The organism is Bradyrhizobium sp. CSA207, assembly GCF_029051685.1.
Lineage (GTDB): Bacteria > Pseudomonadota > Alphaproteobacteria > Rhizobiales > Xanthobacteraceae > Bradyrhizobium.
In genome coordinates this window covers 25,786-49,878 of sequence record NZ_JAACFT010000004.1, presented here as the reverse complement: position 1 = coordinate 49,878, position 24,093 = coordinate 25,786, and the positions used below count along the sequence as shown (strand labels likewise).

Below are 24,093 nucleotides of genomic sequence, written 5' to 3'. Positions count from 1 at the left end.
TCCCTACTCCGCCATCTCGACGGATTGCGCCGTGGAGGGGCCGGCGAGCGGTCGCTCCTCCATCGCGATCAGGCAGAGTGCGGCGGTGGTCATCAGCGCGGTGGCGGCAGCGAAGACGTAGCGGAAGGCGTGCCGCATGTCGTCGGCGGGAATCGCATTGACGGCGCCAGCGGCATGATGCTCGCCGGCGAGCGGAACGTCGGCGCCGAGCGCGATCAGCAGGATGGCGGCGAAGGCTGCGACCGTGAAGGAGGACATCAGCGAGCGGAAGAAGTTCATTGCGCCGGTGATGGTGCCGACTTGCGGACGGGCGACCGAATTCTGCAGCGAGACCACGCAGACCGGGAAGGTCGTGCCAAGCCCGAGCGCGAACGCGGCCATCAAGGTCAAGAGCCCCCACAGCGGCAGCGTGGTGAGCGTGAGGCCCAGTGCGCAAATCGCGGCCCATGACGTGCCGATGATGGCGACGCGCTTGTAGTGCCTGGCGCGCGCCATGGTGCGGCCGGCGATCGCCGCGCCGCAGGTCGAGACCGCAGCGAGCGGTATCAACGCAAGCCCCGCCTCGCTGGCGCTGAGGTGATAGACCGCCTCGTAGTAAAGCGGGAGCTGCACGGTGAGACCGGTGATCGCGCCGAGCCCGCAGCCGCCGGCGGTCAACGCGAACGGCGCGACCTTGCCGCCGAGCAGCGGCAGCGGCAGGAACGGCTCGTCCGCCCGGCGCGCGTGCCAGACGAAGGTGACCGCGAGCGCGACGGCGCCGCCCACCATCGACAGAACGGTCGGCGACAGCCACGGATAACGCGTGCCGCCCCAGGTCAGCACCAGCATGAACACCACGGCCGAGGCCATCAGCAGCACACCGCCGAGCCAATCGACCTTGCGCTTGCGGTGGAACACCGGGATCTTCTTCATCTTCGGCAGCAGCATCGCGATCGCCGCGGCGGCGAGCGGCAGGTTGATCCAGAAGATCATCGACCAGTGCAGATGCTCGGCAAACACGCCGCCGATAACGGGCCCGAGGATGCCGCCGACCATCCAGACGCTGGAGAAATAAGCCTGGTACTGGCCGCGCTCGCGTGGGCTGACGACGTCGGAGATCACGGTTTGAACCACCGGCATGATGCCGCCGCCGCCGAGGCCCTGGAGCCCGCGCGCCAGGATCAGCATCGGCATGTTCGGCGCGACCGCGCACAGTACCGAGCCGGCGACGAACAGGCTGAGCGAGATGATGATCATGACGCGGCGGCCGTAGATGTCGCTCAGGGTTCCGAACACCGGCGCGACCGCGGTCGAGGCGAGCAGATAGGCCGTGATGACCCAGGAGAGATTGGATACGTCGTTGAACTGGCGCCCGATGGTCGGCAGCGCGGTCGCGACGATGGTCTGATCCAGCGCCGCCAGGAACATCGTCAGCATCAGGCTGATGACGATGGTGCGGACCTCGTCCGAGGTCAGCGGCGCCGGCGGCGCGATGGACGGCGCGTCATCGACGCTCAAGACCTCGGTCGGAAGGCGGGACAGCTCTTCGGCGATATCGTCGGGCAATGTCTGGGCGTCGGCAGATTGACGGCTCTGCCGTTCGAATTTGTTCATTTCGATCGGACGTCGGGGTTGCGGCGCAATGCCACGAAGGATTCGTTCTATTCGGACAACCTAAACAGCAAAGTCCTTCTCAGGCAGGCACCACGGCGCATGGGAGCATCCCGCCCTGGGGTCATCGCGAAGACGTGACCCGAGGAGGAATGACGCGTCACACCTTCGGACGCCGCTTCAGGCGCGCCCGCTTCGGCAGCTGCGCCGGCCATTGCACGATGTGGTTCTCGAGCTCGTCGTCCGGAATCTCCACCTCGCTGCCCTCGACCCGTCCGCGCACGGAGACGCCGGCCTCGTGCACCGTGTTGGGATCGCCGGACACCAGCGGGTGCCACCAATAGAGATCGCGCCCCTCCGCGACGAGCTTGTAGCCGCAGCTCGGCGGCAGCCAGTTCAGGGTGCGGACATTTGCCGGGGTCAGGCGAACGCAGTCCGGAACCTTGTCGGAGCGATTCGGGTAGTCCTTGCAGCCGCAGGTCGCCCCATCGAGCAGCTTGCAGCCGACATGGGTGAAATAGATCTGCCCGGTGTCCTCATCCTCTAGCTTGTTCAGGCAGCAGCGCCCGCAGCCGTCGCACAGGCTTTCCCATTCGGGCCCCGACATCTCTTCCAACGTCTTGGTTTTCCAGAAGAATCCTTCCTGGTCTGAAGGTCGTTTGCGAGCTGCGGTCATGCGCCTCAACAAGGTTCGAAAGAGCTAGTGGTAACGCCATCTAGGGCGTGCGGCCATGAAGCCGCAAGCAGCGCCCCTGTAAGGCCCGTAATGCCCCGGGGTCAATTAGGCCTGTTGTTCAAAATCCCGAGCCTGACCATTGGTTTATAGGCCCCGCTCGGCTAGAAGGAACAGCAAGTCCCCACGGACGCGAGCCGGGCGCCTTGGGTTTGCCGCAACATTCCCGCAAGACGTCTCGATGCCGCCCCGGCCGGGTGCTTGAACGCTTTCGAACCGAGCCTCAAGGGTTCTAGGTGCGCCAGATCATACCACCGCATTGGAAGGCCTGGATCCGGAATTTCTTCCTGGACCTCGATGCGCGCATCGACTCCTCGCTGTTCTCCTCGGCCAAGGGCATCCGCGAGCTCTACGAGCGCTACTCGACCTTCATGGACCGCTTCTATGTCGGGCGGTGGAAGCGCTGGGTGTTCATTGAGCCGCTGTCGGAGGCCGCCACCCTCGGGCTCGGCGGCCTGATGCTGATGCTCACTCTGGCTATTCCCGCTTTCCGCGAGACGGCGGATGAGGACTGGCTGAAGAAGTCCGACCTCGCGGTCACGTTCCTCGACCGCTACGGCAACCCGATCGGCAGCCGCGGCATCAAGCACAACGACTCGATCCCGCTGGAAGACTTTCCGGACGTGCTGATCAAGGCGACGCTGGCGACCGAAGACCGCCGCTTCTACGAGCATTTCGGCATCGACATCGCCGGCACCGCGCGCGCGCTCGTCACCAACGCCCAGGCCGGCGGCGTCCGCCAGGGCGGCTCCTCGATCACCCAGCAGCTCGCCAAGAACCTGTTCCTGAGCAACGAGCGCACCATCGAGCGCAAGGTCAACGAGGCCTTCCTTGCGGTCTGGCTGGAATGGCGCCTGACCAAGAACGAGATCCTCAAGCTGTACCTGGACCGCGCCTATATGGGCGGCGGCACCTTCGGCGTCGACGGCGCGGCGCACTTCTACTTCAACAAATCCGCGCGCGACGTGACGCTGGCGGAAGCCGCGATGCTCGCGGGCCTGTTCAAGGCGCCGACCAAATACGCGCCGCACATCAACCTGCCCGCCGCCCGCGCCCGTGCCAACGTCGTGCTCGACAACCTCGTCGATGCCGGCTTCATGACCGAGGGCCAGGTGTTTGGCGCCCGCCGCAACCCGGCCTTCGCCGTCGACCGCCGCGACGAGGCCTCGCCGAACTATTACCTCGACTACGCCTTCGACGAGATGCGCAAGCTGGTCGACACCTTCCCGAAGTCCTACACCGAACGCGTCTTCGTGGTCCGCCTCGCGATCGACACCAACGTGCAGAAGGCCGCCGAAGACGCGATCGAGAACCAGCTGCGCCAGTTCGGCCGCGACTATCATGCGACGCAGGCCGCAACCGTGGTGTCCGATCTCGACGGCGGCATCCGCGCCATGGTCGGCGGCCGCGACTATGGCGCAAGCCAGTTCAACCGCGCTGTCGACGCCTACCGCCAGCCCGGCTCGTCGTTCAAACCCTATGTCTACACCACGGCACTGCTGAACGGTTTTACGCCCAATTCGATCGTGGTCGACGGCCCGGTCTGCATCGGCAATTGGTGCCCGCAGAACTATGGCCATTCCTATTCCGGTTCAGTGACGCTGACCCAGGCGATCACGCGCTCGATCAACGTCGTGCCGGTGAAGCTGTCGATCGCGATCGGCCAGAAGGAACAGCCGAAAGCACCCAACCCGGCCAAGATTGGCCGCGCCAAGATCGTCGAGGTCGCCCGCCGCTTCGGCCTCAAGGCGCCGCTACCCGACACGCCGTCGCTGCCGATCGGCTCGGACGAAGTCACCGTGCTCGAGCACGCGGTGGCCTACGCGACCTTCCCCAACAGGGGCCGCGCGGTGACGCCGCATTCGGTGCTGGAGGTGCGCACCGGCGCCGGCGACCTCGTCTGGCGCTGGGACCGCGACGGTCCGAAGCCGCGGCAGGCAATCCCGGCCTCGGTCGCCTCCGACATGGCCGGCATGATGAGCCACGTCGTCAGCGAAGGCACAGCGCGCCGCGCCGCGCTCGACGGCATTCCGACCGCGGGCAAGACCGGCACCACCAACGCCTATCGCGACGCCTGGTTCGTCGGCTACACCGGCAACTTCACCTGCGCGGTCTGGTACGGCAACGACGACTATTCGCCGACCAACCGCATGACCGGCGGCTCGCTGCCGGCGCAGACCTGGCACGACATCATGGTCGCCGCCCATCAAGGCGTCGAGGTCAGGGAGATTCCCGGTATCGGCATGGGCCAGAAGCTGCCGCCGCAACCGATGGCAGCGCAGGCCAATGCGGCGCCGAAGGTGCTGGAGACCAAGCCCGGTCCGCCGCCGGTGCTGACCAAGCGCGGCGCCGATATCCTGGTGCGCGTCGAGAAGCTGCTCGACGATGCGGCGAGGACCGCGACCAAGGCGGCCGCCGACGACGCGACCAAGCCGGGCGGGCCCGCAGCGGCCTCGAGCGCGCTCGCCTTTCCGCAGAACTACGCGGAAGAGAACGCGAACTCCTCCGCCCCGCGCAAGAACTGACAAGATCCCGTGCGGCTGATCCTCATCACATTGACGGCGTTGCTGCTGGCCACCGTCGTCGGCGTCGGCGCCACCTGGATGACGACGACGCGCGGTACCGAGATCGGCGCGCTGACGATCGGCCCCTGGAAGGCCCGTCCGCGCACCGGCACCGCCGACGTCGATCCCTATTCGCGCGCCACCATCGTGCGCAACGGCGAGCTGCCGATCGGCACCGGCGACGGCGTCGCCTTCACCGCGACCGCCGACGACAAGAGGAAGGCGCTCGACGGCCGCTGCGATGTCCTCGTCTCCGGCGTGACGCCGCCGGCGCGGTTCTGGACGCTGACGCTCTATGACCGCAAGGGACACCTCGTCGCCAATTCGCTGCAGCGCTACGGCTTCACCAGCCAGGAGATCGTGCGCCAGTCCGACGGCTCGTTCGAGATCCGCATCGCCTCGCGCTCGCGCGCCGGCAACTGGCTGCCGACCGGCGGCATCGAGCGCTACGCCTTGATGCTTCGGCTCTACGACACGCCGGTGGGTGTTGCGACGCGCACCCAGCGCGATGCGCCGATGCCGACGATCACGACGGTGGGCTGCTCATGATCCGGCTGCTGTTCACCATCGTTGCCGGCATTGTCCTCGGCCTCGTGGTCCATCTCGTCAGCGTGCTGGCGCTGCCGCGCATCGCGACGCAGGACGCCTATTCGCGGCTGACGCCGATGACCAAGCTCAACGGCGTCACCCAGCTTCCGCTTGCCGATCCCAGCACCTCGCCGATGCCGTTCATGGATCCGGCTTTTGCGCTGGCGATCTGCCGCTACGATCTGTCGGGCGGGCCGATCAAGCTCACCGTGCCCGTCAGCCAGGCCTACACCTCGGTGTCGTTCTACACCCGCAACGAGATCGCCTATTACGCGATCAACGACCGCTCGGCGGGCCGGAAGGTGATCGAGCTCGACCTGATGACGGAGGCGCAGCACAACGAGCTGCCCGAGGACGAAGAAGTCACCGCGGCCGACCGCCTGATCATCGACTCCCCGAGCACCACGGGCCTGATCGTGATGAAAGCGCTCGCCCCCGAGCCGGGCCTGATGCAGCAGGCGCAGGGCTCGCTGGCGGCTGCCACCTGCGCGCCGCAGACCGAGCCGCCGGCCAAGGCCGAAGCTCCGCGCGGCCGGCGGTGATGCGGAACGTTTTTGCGGCCTGAAACAAAAGCTGCAAAACAACCCCATGCACAGTAGCTAAGTGCTTGGCAGCCATTCCATTTCGCTTCGTCATTTCTCGGCAAGGCTGGTTGGACGCAGCCCCGCGCCCCTGAAACGCCCCCGCAGGATTCCATCTGCGTCCTTTGACTCGTCGGGCAAAACAGGCGCAAAATGCCATCATCGAAGAATTGGCAGTTTACGCCGCGCTTCGCACGCCGAGACCGACCTCGTCAGGGACCGCGAGCCCAGCGGCGGTGAAGAGACTAAGCGACCTCGGGAGGGGCAGGTCGGTGACCCCCGGCACCACCGCCTTGATGCGAATGTTTCGAAATTGCACCTTCGAACCATCGTGATGATTTTGCAGCGCGATGTGTCCCCGAAGAGACCGGGGCTTAGGATCCGCGAAGTCGTTCACCAGGACGCCGTTGAGCGTCACCTTGATGCGGCTCCCGACCGCTTCGATCAAAAACGTGTTCCACTGCCACGGGCCTTTCGCAACATCGCTGCGGGTCGGCGCATTGATGTTGTAGATCGCACCGGTGCTTCGCAAAGGATCGTTCTCCATGTTCTTTTCGGAGTTGTATCCACGTGGATCGATCTGGATTTCGTAGCTCTGGTCGATGGCAGCCATCCAGTCGCCCGGATTCGAGCTGTTCAGATTGGGCACGCGGATGAAAACACCGGAGTTGTCCGTGCGGTTCGCGTATTGCCATTCGAATTCAAGCACGAAGTCGGAGAAGCTTTCGCGCGTGTACCAGAGCAAGCCAGGCCCGCCAACGGACTCAAGAATGTCGTACACCTGCAGGAAGCTTCCACTTCCCGACATCTGCCAGTCGGCCAAACTCCCGGCGTATAGCGGCTTGAACCGCGCCAAAGGCGTCGGCGCCAATGCCGCAACGACGGCCGCGCTGCTCCGACGCGCGAGCGTAAGGCCCGTCAAGGACGGATTCGCCGAGCCGACGGTGGGGAACAAGGCGGGGCCAGCAACGTAGGCGTTCGAGATGTGATGGAATCGCCCGCTGGAGTCCGTAATCGACGTGGCTGGATCATCGCCCATCCACAGCGTGCCCGCTTCGTGGTGCGTGTTGCCCAACTGGTCTTTCGTGGTCGCGAACGGATCGGGCGGCGGCGCGCTTTGCCAACCGCCATTGTACAGATACTGGACATCGCCTGTGCTCTTGGCGAGGCCTCCTGCCAGCTTGACCGCTGCGGCCGCGAGTTTTCTCCATGCCGCGTCGTCGTTTGACGTGGGCGTGAAATTGACCCACGCACGCGCGCTCATGCCATCGTTTTGAAGCGGATCTGCCGCATTGGTGAGGTTTACGAAACTCGTCGCGCCGCCGGGTCCGGCTTTCTTGTCGCCGTCCATCTCCCCGAGGCCGCGAAAGACGATCGCCACCCAATCCGGGTCCTCGTTTGAAAGCAGGTTCCGCAAGAGGTCGATGTCGGGCACCATGGTCCACATCGTCGCTTCCGGATTCTGTCCTTTCTCGGCGGATGCGAGTACCTGAATATGATAGCGGCGTTTGCTTCCGTCCGGATTCGTGATCTCGCCACGCACGATCGCGCCGCCCTGCTCGAGTGTTGTGGCTGCTCCAAGCCCGAGCGCGCTGCGTTTGACGCGCACCGTAAGATTCGTACGCAGATGCGCCATGAAATTAGCGCCCATGCTATACGCGCCGCGCGTCACCTGGAACGACTCGATTGCCAGCCGTGTCGATTCGATCGTGCCAGCCGCCAGGATGACCTGGCAATCGGGACTGAGGTTTGTCGGAACGGACAGCGATCGAAACTGACCATTGTAGGTGAGGTCGATGCCCGTGACCCTGCCCCCACTGTTCTGTAGCCGTATCACGTGGCACCGTGGAACGAGGAAGAAGCGCCGCCGTGAGTTGTCGTTCAAGGTCCAGCGCTTGGCGATATCATCTCGGATGCTTTCCAGTAGCACGGGTCCGCTGCTGAACTTGTCGAACGAAAACAGCCCGGACCCGGGCGAACTCGCCTGCACCGCGATCGGAGCTTCGTCAACGACGTCTAACGTCACATCAGGCATGATCGGGTTGGAGCTTGTCGCGACGGCTTGCAACTGTGCATTGATCGCCGTGTTGAGCGGACCCGACAGGTAGTCCGCCTTGTCCTGAACGCCGATTTCGAACTCGACGTCAGGGTAATTCGCCGTAAGAAAATCGCGCGCGTCTTTGGGCCACGCAGCCAGGTCAGCCGGCATGAGCCGCGGCGCCCAGCCTCCCCAGAATAGGGACCGGCCTCCCGGGCAATAGGCCAGTCCGGTGAACGGCTCGTTACTGTGCCAGGGAATGCCCCAGACACCGTTGCGCGCACGTGGATCTTGATCGTTGCGAGTCACCAGCGCGGTATCCGGCGCATTCAGGCCGAGATGCGGCATGTTCTGCACGTGCGTCGGGGCAAAATAGCCTCCCGCGTCGAGAAGAAGTACCCGCAGGTTCTGATCGGCGCCGGCGCGATAAATCTTGCTGGCGACATACGCGCCGAACATCCCCGCGCCGATGACCACGACATCGAACGGCCTGCCGCCATTGTTCACCGCTTCGTCGAAGGTGCTGCACACGTATCTGCCCAGCAGATCCCGCGTGAACTCGGTGTCTTGCATATCGACTGGAATGGAAGGATCTTGTCGCAGAAAGGCTAGCATGGGAGAGCTCCTTTCGAGGTGTTACCGCCGCAGCGCGCGAGGCGTTCGATCCGGCCGCGTCCTATTCGATCGGTACGGCGCCAGAAGACGTTCCTCAGGGGGCGAACGGACAGTCGTTCCGAATAACCCTGCCGACGTGGGCGCGATCGAAAAGATAGGAGAAACCTATGGCCGGTTGTATGAGCCGGTTCACACGCCCGCGCGATTTTAGCTCGATGGCCCCGCGGGTCCGCGATCTTGACGTCCCCCTCAGAACTCCAGCTTGTCGCGTATGGCGTCAATTCCGGCTCTTGCGCACGCTTCGTCCGCGTCACCGCCCGGAGTTCCGGACACGCCGACCGCTCCGACCAGAGAGCCGCCTGCTTCGACGATCAATCCTCCTGCGATGATGACCGCTCCGGGAAGATTGCGAATGCCCGACTGCATCATGCCCGGCTGACTGATCGCATTCAGCTCGGTCGTGCTGGTTTTGAACGACGCAGCTGTCCACGCCTTGCCGGCTGCCGTCGATGGCGTGTGGGAGCCCGCAAAGCGATCGCGCAGCATCACTTGCGTGGCGCCGAAGCGATCGACAACGGCGACTGCAACCTGGTATCCACGGGTGCGGCAGCTACCCAAGGCGGCGCGCGCAAGCTCGAGCGCCAACTCCGGACTGAGTGACTTGTAGGCGACCAAGTCTTCTTCCGCACGCAGTGGGCAGATGGACGCAATCAGCAGGGCTATCGAGACCGACAGGCATCGAACATTCATGGCAATCTCCGGCAAAGGCGGCCAAACGCCTATTTGATCTCACCATATGTCAGATCGTCGAACAGGGTCACGCTATCCGCCTTGGTCCACAGGCCGATCATGCCCGCTTGCGCAATCGTGGTGTCCTCCACCTCGAATAACAGCTTTCCGTCATAGGTCACCTTGAACCGACTTCCTGCGAAGTCGCAACGCAGCACGTGCCATTGCCCGGACGGCACCGGCGTGCTGACGCCATAGCCGCCTTTGCGTCCCACGATCGCCAGCGACGTTCGAACGCCGTTCACCATCTTGTACAGCACGACATTGTCCTCCAGCGCGTTGGCCCGGACCACGTAGTAGTTGCCGGCATCCTTCGCGCGCCAGATGACTCCCGCGGCGCGATCCTCGGAGCCGGCGACGGCCTTGAATTTCACCTCAACGAAGCCGTCGCGGATGGACGTATCGCTCTTGATGGCCACCGGAAAAGTCGCCCGTCCGGATTGCTTGAGAGCATTCGGCTTGCTTGGCGCCGTGGGCTCGGTCTCGACGGTCCATCTCGGCTCTCCCTTGCCGGTCATCGTCAAAGTCCACCCTTCAGGCGATGTTCCGGCAGCAGCGTTGTCAAAATTCAGGGTCTCGGCCACGGCATTCCCTCCCACTAACAGAACCAGCATGGACGCCAGCGCGAGGCTGGCCCATGCAGACGGTCGTGACGAAAAGCTTGCGGGGGTGCACATCATCAATTGTCCTGTCATCGACGTTCAGGCGATCGACTTGGCGCGCGGCTCGCCCCGCTCCGGCTCGACGAACACCATCGCGCGCAGCCCTTGTCGTCAGCCTTTCGTGCTGGCCGTCTTGTCGAGCGCGGTACGCAAGCCGTTGGCGAGCTTGACTGTATCGTCGATGGCCCAGAAGTGCATGAAGAAGAGGCGCGGCTGTTCGTCCAGCATGTGGCTATGGAGAGCTGTCACGCCGATGCCGTGCGACCGCAGTTCCTTGATCACGGGGTTCACCTCGCCGCTCGTCATGACGAAATCGCCGGTGATGGCCGCCTTGCCGCCGCCGGTCGGTTGAAAGTTGATGGCGGTTGCGACGCCCAGCGGACCGGCGGGGCTCAACTGCATCCCTTCCTCGATCACCGGATCGCGGCGGGGAACGTTGAACTGGTAGACGCCGCCGTTGGCCTGCCCCTTGGCGCCGATGATCTGGTCGAGTTGCGCGGTGTCGAGATCGACGTCAGGCGGAGGAGCCGCCGGAGCTGCCGCCGACAGCGGCGTTTTGCTTTCGGCAAGCCCATCCCTGATGGCGGCCGCGATCTTCACGGGATCGCCGTGCCCGGCCACGTGCATGTAGAATGTCGCCGGGCTCGCTCCGAGCAGATGATTGTGAACGGCGGTAATGTCGAGCCCGTTCGCGATCATCTTTAGCATGACCGGGTTGATTTCCGATTCAAGCAGCACCAGGTCGCCCATCGCCATGACGCCATCATGCGCGGGCTTGAATGCGACCCAGCCGCCAAGCGCGAGGGCCGGCTTGATGGTCACGCCATCGAGCGTCACCGTGAGGTCGGTGCGGGGAAAGCCGTAGCGGTGGACGTCGCCGGTGACGGCCGCCTTTCGGCCCAGCGTCTCATCGACCTTCTGCCAATCATCCTGCGCGTAAGCGGTCGCGACGAAGAGTCCGGCGAACGCTGGCCAATCCACGATCTGAACGCTTGCGCTGGTCGCGCAGAAGCACGCGCCGATGCCTATCAGCGCCGAGATTGTCTTTCGCATGGATCTAACTCCCTTGAACTTCAATTTGGGATCCTCAGGCAGCCGGCGTCTCACTTTCGCTCCTTGATCTGGCCGCTGCTGTCGACGACGAGCCGCACCTCCTTGCCGTTCTTCACGGCCTTGGCGGTCGTACCCTCGGCGGTCAACTTGATGTCGCTGACCTGCGAGTAGCCGGCCGCCGTAATCCTGGCGACGAGTTCCTCCTGTGTCAGGGCGTGTGCGCTCGACAGCCCGCCTGCGATCGCAAGCAATAGAACGGTGCGGAAGGTTGTTCGTGTTCGCATCATCGTTCTCCTGGTTGTGTCCCTGCCCCAGGTGAAGTCCGTTTCGCGATCCTGCCCCTACCTGAGGCTAACGAGGCGCAACAAAGCGCGCGCGGCGATGCGATCGGCGCGGACGCCGCGCCGAAAACTCGAGACGATCTGCCGGATGAAATCAGAGATGTATGAAGACATGCTGCGCCCTTGGTGATCAGGACGCGATGCTTGGGCATGTCGCCTCACGGGGAGATCGCACATCCCCGAACCGCAAATAAAAACCCGCGGGCGGGAGCTGTCAACCAGCGTGTGCTCCAGGCGGCCCGCCGAAATCGCCGGCAAGCGTCACGAAGAGTTCACCGCTCCGACGGAACCGCGCCAACCACCGACTTGAAACTCGCAGACGGCCTCAGTAGTGTCGTTCAGGTGGGGACAAAGCAGACTCCCCGTGAGGCCTCGGTCCAAGCTCTGCGCAGCACGCCATTCGTGGAGCTTGCGCATGGACACCGAACGACAGCCCTCTTCGCGACCTTCCGTGGCCATTCTTTCGCGAGGCGACGCTGCCGCGCGCCGGGATGCGACCGCACAGAACAGCCGCTTCGTGCACGTCTTCGAAGCCCTCGCCGCCGTCGGCATCGAAGCCCACCCGGTCATCTACGACGAAAGCTTCGCCGAGGAGGTCCGCGAACAATTGCTGTCGGTGGACGGCGTGCTCGTCTGGGTCAACCCAATTCAAGACGGGCGAAATCGCGCCGGTCTCGACGCGCTGCTGCGCGACGTCGCCGCACGGGGCGTGTGGGTCAGCGCTCATCCGGACGTCATTCACAAGATGGGCACCAAGGAGGTGCTTTATCGTACCCGCTCGATGGGGTGGGGATGCGACACGGCTTTATATCAAACCGCCGAGGCCATGCGCGCCGAGTTGCCGACACGGCTCGCCACCGGTCCGCGCGTGATCAAGCGCAACCGGGGCAACGGTGGCCAGGGCGTCTGGAAGGTCGAGAGGCTGCCGACTTCCGCGATGATAAGGGTGCTGGACGCGACCAAGGATGGCTCCGAGGAACTGACGCTGGATCATTTGCTCCGTCGCTGCGCCGAGTATTTCCAGAATGACAGCGTGGTCGATCAGCCATTCCAGCCTCGCTTGAGCGAAGGCGTCGTGCGCTGCTATATGGCGGGAGATCGCTGTGCCGGCTTCGGCCATCACAAAGTCAAAGCCCTGGTTGACTCGCCGGCCGCACGTTCCGAGGCTGGACCGCGGCTGTACACGTCGAATGCAGACCCGCGCTTCCAGCGGCTGCGCCGCCTGATGGAAGACGAGTGGACGCCCCAGCTAACGTCGTTGCTGGACATTCCGCGACATGACCTGCCAATGATCTGGGACGCCGACTTCATGCTGGGACCGGTTCAAGCCGACGGGACCGACGGCTACGTGCTTGGCGAAATCAATGTCAGCTCGGTGTTTCCTTTCCCGGATCAGGCGCCCGCAGAAATCGCCAAGCGGGTTGTCGATCGGCTGCAGCGCAGGCTTTGACTGGTCTTGAAAGGTCATTGACGACCATGCTGACGGTCAGCGGGCTCAAGCGGTTGCACATCTCCGTCTCATTCGACTTGCAGGACAGCGAATGCGTCGCCCTGCAGGGCCCGTCTGGCGTCGGGAAGACCCTGCTGCTTCGCTCCATCGCAGATCTCGATCCCAACGAAGGAACCGTCAAACTGGACGGAACGCTCAGGGAGGCGATGCCCGCGCCCGCCTGGCGAAAGCGAGTGACCTACCTCGCTGCCGAGCCGGGCTGGTGGTCAGACATCGTGCAAGATCACTTCAGCGGCTGGGATGACGCCTTACCGCTGGTCACAAGATTGGGGTTGCCGCCCAGTTGCGGACCTTGGCCGGTCCAAAGACTTTCGACCGGAGAGAGACAACGGTTGGGCCTCGTGCGGGCGCTGATGCTGCAATCGCGGGTGCTTCTGCTGGACGAGCCAACTTCGGCCCTCGATTCGGCATCTGTTGCGGCCGTGGAATCCTTGATTGCCGAACGCGTTTCGAATGGAACGAGTGTCGTTTGGAGCACTCACGATGACGCTCAGGCCAGCCGCGTCGGGTCAAGGGTCTTCGTGATGAGCGCCGATGGCAGCATCGAGGAAAACCGGCCGTGACTTACATCCAACTGGCGTACGGTGACTTGGTCCTGCCCGCGCTCCTTGTTGTCATGGACGGCGCTCTCTCGCTTGCTCTCCGCCTCAAGCTTGAAAAACAACTGGCCATCGCGACCGTGCGGATGGTGCTTCAGCTGGTGCTCGTTGGATACGTATTGACGTTCCTGTTTGCCGCAGTCTCGCTGCTCTGGACTGCCCTCGCGGCCTTCATCATGGTTCTCTTCGCATCACGGGAAATCGTCGCACGGCAAAAGCGGCGCTTACCAGGTATTTGGAGCTACGGCTTGGGCGCCGGATGCACGCTGCTCGCGGCTTGTACCGTTACGATTTTTTCGCTTCTGACGGAGCTTCGCCCAGATCCTTGGTATCATCCGCGCTACTCGCTGCCATTGTTGGGCATGATCCTGGGCAACACCATGACAGGGATAAGCCTGGGCCTGGACGTGCTGACAAATGGCTTGGTACGTGAGAGGGCCGCCGTAGAAGCTTGCCTTGCGCTTGGCGGCACCCGGTATCAGGCGCTGCTGCCGGTCCTGAGGGATGCCATGCGGAGCGGGCTGATGCCGACCATCAATGCGATGGCTGCGATCGGCCTTGTCTCTTTGCCAGGAATGATGACCGGTCAAATCCTTGCGGGCGTCGAACCTATAGATGCTGTCAAGTATCAGCTCCTAATCATGTTCTTGATCGCCGGTGGGACAGGATTGGGAACTCTCGCTGCTGTGATGGGAGGCGCTCGCCTTCTCACCGATCATCGACATCGATTACGCCTCGATCGAATTAACACGGAAACATCCACGTAAAGCATCGGTCGTCATCACGGCTCTGATCTGGCCCAGAGCCACATCATGCCCGTGTTGTTCCAACTCGACGATCAGCGCTTCCGGCGTAGACGCTCCTCCATGCACCTCACGCTGCGGCAATCTGCCCGGCGGTAGGCAGAGCCCGGGAGCGCTCCTTCATCAAGGGCTCTCAACCGATCGCCTGGGAGCCAATAAAGCGCATGAATGTCCTTTGACCGTCAGCATCGAACAGCACGACCGCGTAGGGCTGCGGCTTGCCGCCTTCCATCCCCGGCGATCCGACCGGCATTCCCGGCACGGCGAGCCCCTTTGCGATGGGACGCTCCGACAGGAGGCGCCGCACAGCCGCAGCCGGCACATGCCCTTCGACGAGATAACCTGCGACCTCCGCCGTGTGACACGCGACCAAACCCGGCGGAATGCCGAGGCGACCCCGAACGGCGTCGAGATCGGCAGTCTCCTCCACCCGTACGGTAAATCCTGCGTCTCGGAGATGCTGCACCCAGCCGGTGCAACAGCCGCAGCTCGGATCCTTGTGCACCGTGAAAGTGGCTTCTTCGGCCTGCGCCGCAACCGCAGGCCTGGCAAGGACCGCCGCGGCCACCAGCGTTACAAGCGATCGGCGGGTCATCAAATGTGCGCGTTCCTTCATCTTCGGCTTCCTTTCGTTTCGCTGTCACGTACGCGGTCGTTGCCATCGGCATTCATCGTTGGATCTCCTTGATGTCGGAGCGCCTCAGGCCTCAACTAGGGCTCGCCTGTCCCTCGTACATAAAGGTCATGGGCTTCACCCCATTCATATATCCGGTGCGCATCTCGTCGATGCGAAAGCCGTTCCGGGTCAAGATGTCAGCAATGTCCCGATTGAGATGACAACCGCCCGAGATGCGCATCCACGCGGGGGTCAGGCGATCTTGCCACCAGCGCACGCGCGGTTCGGGCGCGCGGCCGTGCTCGACGAAGACCAGCTTCCCTCCCGGTTTCAGCACACGCCGCGCCTCTGTCATTGCGCGATCGACATCCGGAATGCTGCACATCGTCCAGGTCGTCATGACCGTGTCGATGCTGCGGTCCTCGATCGGAATCGCCTCGGCCGACGCTTCGACAAACTCAATTAGAGTTTCCGGATGTGGAGCGTGTCGCGCCATCTCGAGAAGCTTTGGACTGGGTTCAAGCCCAACAACCTGCTTCACCGTGGCCCCGTAGAACGGCAGGTTGCGGCCGGACCCGATGCCGATCTCGAGCACCCGGCCCTGTGCCGCACGGGCCGCGCGCTGCCGGTAGGGCGCAAGTTCCTTGTTGCGCATCGCAAGATCGCAAAGCCGCGGAAGAATGACGTCATTGTAGAAGCCCATGCGCGCATCTCCTAGCATCGCCGCTCAATAGTCTTGCTGATCTCTTCGGGTGCGGCAAAGATCACGTCCGCGCGGTCGCCCATCATACCAGCGGGTACCAGGGCCGGTGCGCTGCTTTGTGGACCATCTTCGCCGGAATCCGTCTTCAAACGCAGATTGCGCTCCCAGAAAGCGCGCGTCTTGCCGTCGGCGGTGGTGACGCGATAGGTGTCGTGACAATAGGTGATCGCTTTGACCTGCATGGCGGCCTCAAGGCTTTTCAAATTGCGGTCGCGCCCACCGCCACCCATCATTCCGCCCATCATCCCTCCCCCTCGACCTTCGATACTGGACTGTGGCTGAGCGCCCGGCTTGGTGGCCTGCTTGAGGAACGCAAGTAAATCGGCCCGAGCCCGATCATCCTTGATACCGTTGAATGGCATGTCGTTCCCCGGCACCATGCGATCCGGGTCCATGATCCAGGCATCAAGCGAGCGTTCGTCCCAAATGATTCCGGATGACCTGAGGGCATCGGAATAGCGTTCGAAACTTTCCAGGCTGCCGGCCTTTCGGCCCCACAGCCCTGCGAGGCTCGGGCCGGTCATGTTGCGGTCTGGCTCGAGCGAGTGACACGGCATGCAGGCCCGGAAATCCCGCTGGCCGCGTGCCACAGCATCCTGCTGCGCGAGACCCGGCGAGGACGCCAGGACGGCAGCCAGCCCGATCAAATAGACGCGATGCATCTTCAATCTCCCTTGAAGAGATATTTGATCAGCGCCGCTGCCCCCAATACTAGAACGATGACGATCAGCGCGGTGATCAATCCCATCGTCCCCGACATTCCCGACATCATGTCGTGCATCATGGCTCACCTCATTCGGCAGGCTCCAGCACCCGTATTTTCGTACCGATCGGCTTTGACATTTCGGGCAATTGTCCTTTGCCCTTGCCCTCGGGAGGCAAACGAAAACCTTTGACCAGCCCGAAGATCGCCGGGATCACGATCAGGGTCAGCAGCGTCGATGACATCATCCCGCCGATCATCGGCACGGCGATGCGCTGCATGATCTCCGACCCGGTGCCAGTGCTCCACATGATCGGCAGCAGACCTGCCATGATGGCGACCACCGTCATCATCTTGGGGCGGACACGTTCGACCGCGCCTTCCATGATGGCATCGTGCAGGTCCTGGCGCGTGAGGGGCCGACCCACCGCAGTTCGTTTCGCTTTCAGCTCGGCAAGAGCTTGCTCAAGGTAGATCAGCATCACGACGCCAGTCTCGGCGGCGACGCCGGCGAGCGCAATGAAGCCGACAGCGACGGCGACGGACAGATTGAAGCCGAGCCACCACATCATCCAGATGCCCCCGACCAGGGCGAACGGCAGCGACAGCATCACGATCAGGGTCTCGGTTATCGCCCTGAAGTTCAGATAAAGCAGCAGGAAGATGATCGTGAGCGTCACCGGCACCACGATCTTCAGGCGGGCTGCCGCACGCTGCATATATTCGTATTGGCCGCTCCAGACGACGTAATATCCGGCGGGAAACTGGATGCTCTGGGTGACCGCGGCCTGCGCGTCGGCGACGTAGCTTCCGATGTCGCGATCGCGAATGTCGACGTAGATGTAGGTCGCAAGCTGACCGTTCTCCGTCCGGATCGACGTCGGTCCCCGCGCCGGCTCGACCGTGGCGAGCTCCCCGAGAGGCACGGCGCCGCCCGCCGGCATCGGCACCAGGATATCGCTGGCAATGGCCTTCGGATTGTCGCGCAGATCGCGCGGGTAGCGCATGTTCACCGTGAACCGCTGCCGGCCTTCAACCGTCGTGGTGACCGTCTGGCCGCCAAGGGCCGCTGCGATGGTGTCCTGGACGTCCTGGATCAGAACGCCATAACGCGCCAGCGCCTCGCGATCCGGTGCGATCTCCAGATAGTAGCCGCCGATCCCACGCTCGGCATAGGCCGACGAGGTGCCGGGGACGGTCTTGATCACCCGCTCGATCTGTTTGGCCAGCCGATCGATCTCGACCAAATCCGTGCCCATCACCTTGACGCCGATCGGCGTGCGGATGCCGGTCGACAGCATGTCGATGCGCGCCTTGATCGGCATGGTCCAGGCATTGGAGACACCTGGGAATTGCAGCGCCTTGTCCATCTCCGCGATAAGGCTGTCGATGGTGACGCCGGGGCGCCAATGCTCCTTTGGCTTGAGATTGACGACCGTCTCGAACATCTCCGTCGGCGCCGGGTCGGTTGCCGTGGCCGCCCGCCCCGCCTTTCCGTAGACGGATGCGACTTCAGGGAACGACTTGACGATCCGGTCCTGGATCTGCATCAGTTCGGCCGCCTTCGTTACCGAGATGCCCGGCAGGGTCGTCGGCATGTAGAGCAGCGTCCCCTCGTTCAACGACGGCATGAACTCGGTACCGAGCTGGCGGGCCGGCCAGATCGAGACGGCGAGCACGGCAACGGAGATGAGGATCACCAGCGTCTTGGCGCGCAGCACGCCCTTGATCACGGGACGGTAGATCCAGATCAGGAAGCGGTTGATGAAGTTCTTGTGCTCGGGGACAATCCTGCCGCGGACGAAGATCACCATGAGCGCCGGTACCAGGGTGACGGATAGCAGGGCCGCAGCGGCCATCGAGAAGGTCTTCGTGAACGCCAGGGGGCTGAACAGCCGCCCTTCCTGCGATTCTAGCGTGAAGATCGGCATGAACGAGACCGTGATGATCAGCAGGCTGAAGAACAGCGCCGGGCCAACCTCCGAGGCGGCGTCTATCAGGACCTGGACACGGGACTGGTCGGGCCTGGCACGCTCGAGATGCTTGTGGGCGTTCTCGATCATGACGATCGCCGCGTCCACCATGGCGCCGATGGCGATCGCGATTCCGCCGAGGCTCATGATGTTGGACCCGAGCCCGAGCAGCTTCATGGCCCCGAACGCCATCAGCACGCCCACCGGCAGCATCAGGATCGCGACCAGCGCGCTGCGGACATGCAGCAGGAAGACGATGCAGACCAGCCCGACGACGATGCTCTCTTCGACCAGCGTGTGCTTGAGCGTATCGATGGCCGCATAGATCAGGTTCGACCGGTCATAGACCGGTACGATCTCGACCGATTTTGGCAGGCTGCTCGCGATCTCCGCGAACCGCTTCTTGACGTTCTCGATCACGTCGAGCGCGTTGAGGCCGAACCGCTGCAGCACGATTCCGCTTGCGACCTCGCCCTCGCCGTTCAGTTCCGCGATGCCCCGCCGCTCGTCGGGACCGAGCTCCACCCGGGCGACGTCGCGCAGCAGCACGGGCGTGCCGTTGCTGGTCTTGAGCACGATGTTGCCGAGATCGTTGATGCCTTTGATGTAGCCCTTGCCGCGGATGACGTATTCGAACTCCGACAGCTCCACCGTTCGCCCGCCGACATCGGCGTTGCTGGCGCGGATGGCCTCGCGGATCTTTTGCATGCTGATGCCGCGGTCGCGCATCCGCTGCGGGTCGAGGATGACGTTGTACTGCTTGACGAAACCGCCGATGCTGGCGACCTCGGCAACGCCTTCGGCCTTGGCCAGCGCGAACTTGAGATTCCAGTCCTGGATCGTGCGGGTGTCGGCGAGATTCAATTCCTTGGAGACCACCGCGTATTGGTAGACCCAGCCGACCCCGGTGGCGTCCGGACCGATGGTCGGCGTCACGCCGGCGGGAAGCCGCGAAGTCGCGCCGTTGAGAAATTCCATAACGCGCGAACGCGCCCAGTAGATGTCGGTGCCGTCCTCGAAGATCACGTAGACGAACGAGACCCCGAAGAAGGAGAACCCGCGCACGACCTTGGACTTCGGCACCGTCAGCATGGCGGTGGCCAGCGGATAGGTGACCTGATCCTCGATCACCTGCGGCGCCTGGCCGGGATACTCCGTGTAGACGATCACCTGCGTGTCCGACAGGTCCGGGATCGCATCAAGCGGAAGGTGGATCAGCGCGTACAGGCCTGCCGCGGCCGCAAAACCGGTACCGAACAGCACCAGCAGCAGGTTGCGAGCCGACCAGGCGATGATGCGGGCGATCATTTGTGCTCTCCCATCGCTTGGGCGACGTCGGAAGCCTGCGGCGCCGCGCCCGCGAAACCCTTTAGCGCGGCTTTCAAATTGCTTTCCGCATCGATCAGGAAATTGGCCGAGGTGACCACCGCCTCGCCATTCGCAAGGCCCTCCCGAACCTCGATGTAGCCGCCGCCCCGCCGGCCGAGCTTCACCTCCCGCGGCTCGAAGCGCCCTTCCCCCTTGTCGACCAGCACGGCCTGGCGCGTGCCGGTGTCGAGCACCGAACTGTCGGGCACAGCCAGCACAGGCGCCGAATCGGCGGTGTCGATGTCGGCATCGACATACATGTCAGGAAGCAGCAACCCGTCCGGATTTGACAATTCGATGCGGACGCGAATGGTCCGCGTGTCACGGTTCACCTGCGGATAGACGACGGCGATCTTTCCCGTGAAGGCTCGGCCGGAAAAACTGCGCGCGCGGACCGCCACAGCCTGGCCAACCGCGATGTTGCCGAGATCGCGTTCGGCGATGTCGACCAGGGCCCAGACCACCGAAATGTCCGCGATGCGGAACAGCACGTCGCCCGGGTTGGCCCGCATGCCCTCGATCGCGTTGCGCTCGAGCACGATACCGTCGCGCGGCGCCGACCAGTGGACGGTGACCGGGGCGCTCCGCGTCTTCTCCATCTCCGCGATGATCGGCTCCGGAACGTCGAGATTGACCAGCCGTTGCCGTGAGCCCCGGCCGTAGAGTTCGACGCCGCCGACGGTCTTGGAGGTGATCGTCGCGAGATATTCGGCGGCGGCGGATGCGACGGCCGAACTGTAAATCTCCATCAGGGGCTGGCCAGCCCTGACGCGGGTCCCCGTCGTCACGTCGGCGACCTTCTGGACGAAGCTTTCGGCGCGCATGGCGATCACGGATATGCGGCGCTCGTCGAGCTGAATCGTACCGGGCGCCTTCACAGCGACGCGGATGCTGCGATGCTCGACGGGCTCGGATTTCACTCCGGTGCGCTGGATCTTGCCGGGCGAAAGCTTCACGGTGCCGTCGTCTGCATCATCGCCTTCGTACACCGGGACGTAGTCCATCCCCATCGGGTCCTTCTTCGGGACCGGCGAGGTATCGGGCAGGCCCATCGGATTGCGGTAGTACAGGATCTTGCGGGGCGAGCCGGCCTGCTGCTTCGGCTTCGCAGGCTGCGAGACCATTTGCTCGTCGTCGTCGTAGACCGGCAGGTAATCGCGGCCGCGCTCGTCCGTCTTCGGATCGGCCGACCACAGCGGCGCGCCGCTCCGATCGCGGTAGTACAGCGGCGTTCGCTCCGCGGCTGCCGCAGCCGTTGTTGCCTCGGCATGAGCCGGCCAGAGCCCACCGTTCGCATGCCAGGTGGCGCCGAGAGCCAAGGCACCGCTCAGCGTGAGAGCCGTCAGCAGACGCATTTTCATGACGTGTATCCGCGCGCCCAGGAGCGCGTCCATATGAATGAAGAAAGGGAATATCGGGCGCCGTCGGGCGGCGCCCGAACGATCACTTGGTTGCCTTGACGATCACCTTGCCGATGACGGTCTCGGCTTCGCCCTGGACCTTCGCGGACAGCGTGACCTGATAGCGGCCGGCCATCGGCAAATCGGTCTTGAATGCGTAGACGCCGGGCTCCTTCGACGGCAGCGGTGCGACCGCGGACTCCATCTCGGCCATGCCGTCCGGAGCCATGTCGACGCGCGTCTTGAAGATGACCGCGTCCGGCACCGTCTTGCCGGTCTGCTTGTTGGTCAGGCGAACGGCGAGCGTAACGTCGTCGCCCTTTTTCAGCTCCGGATTGACCGGCTCGAAGGCATAGTCACCGGCGCCCGCCATGGCAGCAGAAGCGACGAGCGAAAGGGTGGCGGCAACAGCCGCGGTGCTCAGTTTCGAAAGCATCGATTTTTCCTCATGATCTGGTCTCGGCCGTGGCGCTGTCAGCGCGCACGTCAGTCGTCGTCGCACGCAGATGTGCTGCGCGCGTCGCGTCTTGCGAGATCAGACTCGAGGAGGTCGGAAGGGAGGACTGCCGCCGCGGACGGAGACGACCTGATCGGCGGGAATGGCGACCTTGCTCGCGGGGATGGCGAGAAACACGAAATCAAGGGCCCTGACGTCGTCCAGCGCGAGCATCCCACCGGCGCAGCAAAAACCCATTCCGCATTTGTAGCTGCCGGCGAGGGAGTTCGTTCCCTTCATGTCGTCCGGGCAGCACTCGTCCATCGACATGGCGGCGTCGCCGCTCATGTGCATGCTGGTTTGCATGTCATCCGACGCCATTGCGAGGCTCGCAGCCGATGTGCCGACCGGCAGCATCGCCAGCGAGACGGCAATCGCGAATGCCAGGATGGTACGGACGAACCGCATCGTTAACTACTTACCTCTCGGACCGGGACAGAGCCTGACTAGCATATCCCGGCTCCAGATACAGTCCTTGATCCCGGTCAAGCATCCGTGAGCGCGCCCCGTTTACCAAGCCCGCGAAGACTGGTTTCATGAACAGCCACATCCCGAAGCGCCTGACGCCTTCGCCGTTTCGTCGGCGACGCAGCAGGCCGACGCGTCCTCCCTCGCCGGCCCGCCGCGACATCCTGCCTCGGCTGTCTCGACGCCACCGCGCGTGCAGACGCCGGTCTCGGGCAGCACGAGTTCAACCCTTGCCGCTGCCTGCTTGTCGCCGGCGATATCGGCTGCGATCGAGCGGACCTGCTCATAGCCGGTCATCATGAGAAAGGTCGGCGCGCGACCGTAGGACTTCATGCCGGCCAGGTAGAACCCCGGCTCATCATGCGCGAGCTCGCGCGCACCGTGCGGGCGAACCGTGCCGCAGCTGTGCTCGTTGGGATCGATGAGCGGCGCCAGGGCGACTGGCGCTTCGATCGCCGGATCAAGCCGCAGGCGCAGCTCCGACAAGAACGAAAAGTCGGGGCGAAAACCCGTCGCGACGATCAATTCGTCTACGATCACGCTTCGCCCGCAGCAGGCGCCGGCCGAAATGCTAAGGCGGCCTTCGGATTGCGAAAGGTGCGAGACGGCGAATTCGGTCTCTACCCTGATTTTTCCGGCGGCGACGAGCCCGGCGAAGGCAGTGCCCAGTTCGCCACGTGCGGCCAGCTTGTCATTGCGGCCGCCGCCGAAGGCCTGCGCGGGATCGGCGCCGCGCAACAGCCAGACCGGCTGCGTGCCCGGCACCTCATCGGCGAGATGGACGAGTTCGATAAGCGTGCCCACCGCCGAGTGGCCGGCCCCGAGCACGGCGACGATCTTCCCGGCATATCGGGCACGATCGGCACCCCTCACGTCCGGCATACCGTAGGCGATGCGGTCAGCGCGCTCTTGCTCGCCGATCGCGGGCAAACCGTTGCCGCCGGCCGGATTGGGGGAGAACCAGGTGCCGGATACATCGATGACGGCGTCCGCGCGCAGCACCTCGGGGCCCTTGCCGTTCTGATAGCGGATTTCAAACGGCGCTTGCTCGCGCCCTTTCGTCTTCGCCTTGTCGAAACCGACGCGGCTGATCGCCGTGACGCGGCTCGACGTGCGGATCGTTTCGCACAGCTGCGTCCGCGTTGCGAGCGGCGTCAGGTATCGCTCGAGCAGCTCGCCGCCGGTCGGATAGGACTGCGGGTCCGGCGAATTCCATCCCGTCGGCGCGAGCAGGCGCGCCGCGGCTTTGTCGACATTGTATTCCCATGGCGAGAACAGCTGGACGTGCTGCCACTGGCGGACCGCGTGCCCGGCTTCCGGCCCAGCCTCCAGCACGATGGGCGACATCCCGCGTTCGAGCACGTGCGCGGCAGCTGCAAGGCCGACGGGACCTGCCCCGATGATCGCAACCGTCTTTCCATCGTCCATGTTGCTTTTCCTATCGTTCTAGAATTATCGAATAATTCAGGCCGAAAAAGTCAGGCCGCCGTTCGCTTATCCCCGCATTCGGCTTCGTCCGCGCAGCACTCCGCCGCCAGGAAGTCGACCAGGCCCCGCATCGCGTCGAAGTTCGCATGGCAAACCAGGGTCGTGGATTCCCGGACCTGACTGACGAGTCCGACCGAGACCAAAGTCTTGATGTGATGCGAGAGCGTTGATGCCGGGATCTTCAGCTTGTCCTGGAGGCGACCGACGGGCATGCCCGACCGTCCGGCCCGAACCAGGGCCCGGTAAATCTGAAGCCGCGTCCGATTACCCAGGGCTTCCAGGCGTGATGCTGCGTCATCGATCTTCATGACCGACATCATGCGCCGGGTCGCTTCCGTCGTCAACTATATTT

General features: G+C 63.8%; 22 protein-coding genes. 6 read left to right on the top strand and 16 right to left on the bottom strand.

What is annotated here, in order from left to right:
* Positions 1–3: 3 nt before the first annotated feature.
* Positions 4–1,593: an MDR family MFS transporter gene (locus GWG65_RS05200; RefSeq protein ID WP_275194335.1), complete on the bottom strand. Its 1,590-nt coding sequence runs from the start codon at positions 1,591–1,593 to the stop codon at positions 4–6.
* 157 nt (positions 1,594–1,750) lie between these two features.
* Positions 1,751–2,266 carry a YcgN family cysteine cluster protein gene (locus GWG65_RS05195; RefSeq protein WP_275194334.1) on the bottom strand — a complete coding sequence of 172 codons (516 nt, stop codon included), beginning with the start codon at positions 2,264–2,266 and terminating at the stop codon, positions 1,751–1,753.
* A 293-nt stretch (positions 2,267–2,559) separates the two neighbouring features.
* Between GWG65_RS05195 and GWG65_RS05190 the strand changes: the two genes are divergently transcribed.
* The 3 genes from GWG65_RS05190 to GWG65_RS05180 are packed head-to-tail and all read left to right on the top strand — an operon-like array spanning position 2,560 to position 6,017.
* Entirely contained in the window at positions 2,560–4,848 is a 2,289-nt protein-coding gene (locus GWG65_RS05190; RefSeq protein ID WP_275194333.1) for a PBP1A family penicillin-binding protein, read from the top strand.
* 9 nt (positions 4,849–4,857) lie between these two features.
* Entirely contained in the window at positions 4,858–5,436 is a 579-nt protein-coding gene (locus tag GWG65_RS05185) for a DUF1214 domain-containing protein (RefSeq protein WP_275194332.1), read from the top strand.
* Positions 5,433–6,017: a DUF1254 domain-containing protein gene (locus tag GWG65_RS05180; protein ID WP_275194331.1), complete on the top strand. Its 585-nt coding sequence runs from the start codon at positions 5,433–5,435 to the stop codon at positions 6,015–6,017. Before GWG65_RS05185 ends, GWG65_RS05180 begins: the two co-directional genes overlap by 4 nt.
* Before the next feature lie 217 nt (positions 6,018–6,234).
* On the opposite strand, the gene GWG65_RS05175 is transcribed toward GWG65_RS05180, so the two are convergent.
* The 5 genes from GWG65_RS05175 to GWG65_RS05155 form a co-directional block, all read right to left on the bottom strand.
* A complete protein-coding gene (locus tag GWG65_RS05175; RefSeq protein ID WP_275194330.1) occupies positions 6,235–8,709 on the bottom strand; it encodes a family 16 glycoside hydrolase in 2,475 nt (824 codons plus the stop codon).
* A 249-nt stretch (positions 8,710–8,958) separates the two neighbouring features.
* Complete coding sequence (locus tag GWG65_RS05170; protein ID WP_275194545.1) at positions 8,959–9,459, bottom strand: heme-binding protein; 501 nt, start codon at positions 9,457–9,459, stop codon at positions 8,959–8,961.
* Between the two features lie 29 nt (positions 9,460–9,488).
* Positions 9,489–10,082: a hypothetical protein gene (locus GWG65_RS05165; protein WP_275194329.1), complete on the bottom strand. Its 594-nt coding sequence runs from the start codon at positions 10,080–10,082 to the stop codon at positions 9,489–9,491.
* A 189-nt stretch (positions 10,083–10,271) separates the two neighbouring features.
* A complete protein-coding gene (locus GWG65_RS05160) occupies positions 10,272–11,213 on the bottom strand; it encodes a DUF1259 domain-containing protein (RefSeq protein ID WP_275194328.1) in 942 nt (313 codons plus the stop codon).
* A gap of 50 nt (positions 11,214–11,263) precedes the next feature.
* Complete coding sequence (locus tag GWG65_RS05155) at positions 11,264–11,497, bottom strand: hypothetical protein (RefSeq protein ID WP_275194327.1); 234 nt, start codon at positions 11,495–11,497, stop codon at positions 11,264–11,266.
* Positions 11,498–11,969: 472 nt separating this feature from the next.
* Between GWG65_RS05155 and GWG65_RS05150 the strand changes: the two genes are divergently transcribed.
* From GWG65_RS05150 to fetB, 3 genes are read left to right on the top strand one after another with little or no spacing between them, the layout of a single operon-like run.
* Entirely contained in the window at positions 11,970–13,004 is a 1,035-nt protein-coding gene (locus GWG65_RS05150; RefSeq protein ID WP_275194326.1) for a Cj0069 family protein, read from the top strand.
* Positions 13,005–13,030: 26 nt separating this feature from the next.
* Positions 13,031–13,627: an ATP-binding cassette domain-containing protein gene (locus GWG65_RS05145; protein WP_275194544.1), complete on the top strand. Its 597-nt coding sequence runs from the start codon at positions 13,031–13,033 to the stop codon at positions 13,625–13,627.
* The gene (gene fetB / locus GWG65_RS05140) at positions 13,624–14,430 is read left to right on the top strand and encodes an iron export ABC transporter permease subunit FetB (protein WP_275194325.1); all 807 of its coding nucleotides are present in this window, start codon (positions 13,624–13,626) and stop codon (positions 14,428–14,430) included. Before GWG65_RS05145 ends, fetB begins: the two co-directional genes overlap by 4 nt.
* Positions 14,431–14,599: 169 nt before the next feature.
* Here fetB and GWG65_RS05135 read toward each other — a convergent pair whose 3' ends face one another.
* The 9 genes from GWG65_RS05135 to GWG65_RS05095 form a co-directional block, all read right to left on the bottom strand.
* Entirely contained in the window at positions 14,600–15,082 is a 483-nt protein-coding gene (locus GWG65_RS05135) for a DUF411 domain-containing protein (protein WP_275194324.1), read from the bottom strand.
* A 91-nt stretch (positions 15,083–15,173) separates the two neighbouring features.
* Complete coding sequence (locus GWG65_RS05130; RefSeq protein ID WP_275194323.1) at positions 15,174–15,785, bottom strand: class I SAM-dependent methyltransferase; 612 nt, start codon at positions 15,783–15,785, stop codon at positions 15,174–15,176.
* A gap of 11 nt (positions 15,786–15,796) precedes the next feature.
* Positions 15,797–16,507 carry a c-type cytochrome gene (locus GWG65_RS05125; RefSeq protein WP_275194322.1) on the bottom strand — a complete coding sequence of 237 codons (711 nt, stop codon included), beginning with the start codon at positions 16,505–16,507 and terminating at the stop codon, positions 15,797–15,799.
* Between the two features lie 130 nt (positions 16,508–16,637).
* Positions 16,638–19,829 (bottom strand): efflux RND transporter permease subunit, encoded by a 3,192-nt coding sequence (locus GWG65_RS05120; protein ID WP_275194321.1) that lies wholly within the window; start codon positions 19,827–19,829, stop codon positions 16,638–16,640.
* Positions 19,826–21,250, bottom strand: coding sequence for an efflux RND transporter periplasmic adaptor subunit (locus GWG65_RS05115; protein ID WP_275194320.1), 1,425 nt, complete (start codon positions 21,248–21,250; stop codon positions 19,826–19,828). The genes GWG65_RS05120 and GWG65_RS05115 overlap by 4 nt, the downstream gene beginning before the upstream one ends.
* Before the next feature lie 82 nt (positions 21,251–21,332).
* The gene (locus tag GWG65_RS05110) at positions 21,333–21,725 is read right to left on the bottom strand and encodes a FixH family protein (protein WP_275194319.1); all 393 of its coding nucleotides are present in this window, start codon (positions 21,723–21,725) and stop codon (positions 21,333–21,335) included.
* A gap of 99 nt (positions 21,726–21,824) precedes the next feature.
* On the bottom strand, positions 21,825–22,193 hold the full coding sequence (locus tag GWG65_RS05105) for a hypothetical protein (RefSeq protein WP_275194318.1): 369 nt from the start codon (positions 22,191–22,193) through the stop codon (positions 21,825–21,827).
* 126 nt (positions 22,194–22,319) lie between these two features.
* Positions 22,320–23,681 carry an NAD(P)-binding domain-containing protein gene (locus tag GWG65_RS05100; protein ID WP_275194317.1) on the bottom strand — a complete coding sequence of 454 codons (1,362 nt, stop codon included), beginning with the start codon at positions 23,679–23,681 and terminating at the stop codon, positions 22,320–22,322.
* Between the two features lie 50 nt (positions 23,682–23,731).
* Positions 23,732–24,049 (bottom strand): metalloregulator ArsR/SmtB family transcription factor, encoded by a 318-nt coding sequence (locus GWG65_RS05095; protein WP_275194316.1) that lies wholly within the window; start codon positions 24,047–24,049, stop codon positions 23,732–23,734.
* Positions 24,050–24,093 lie beyond the last annotated feature (44 nt).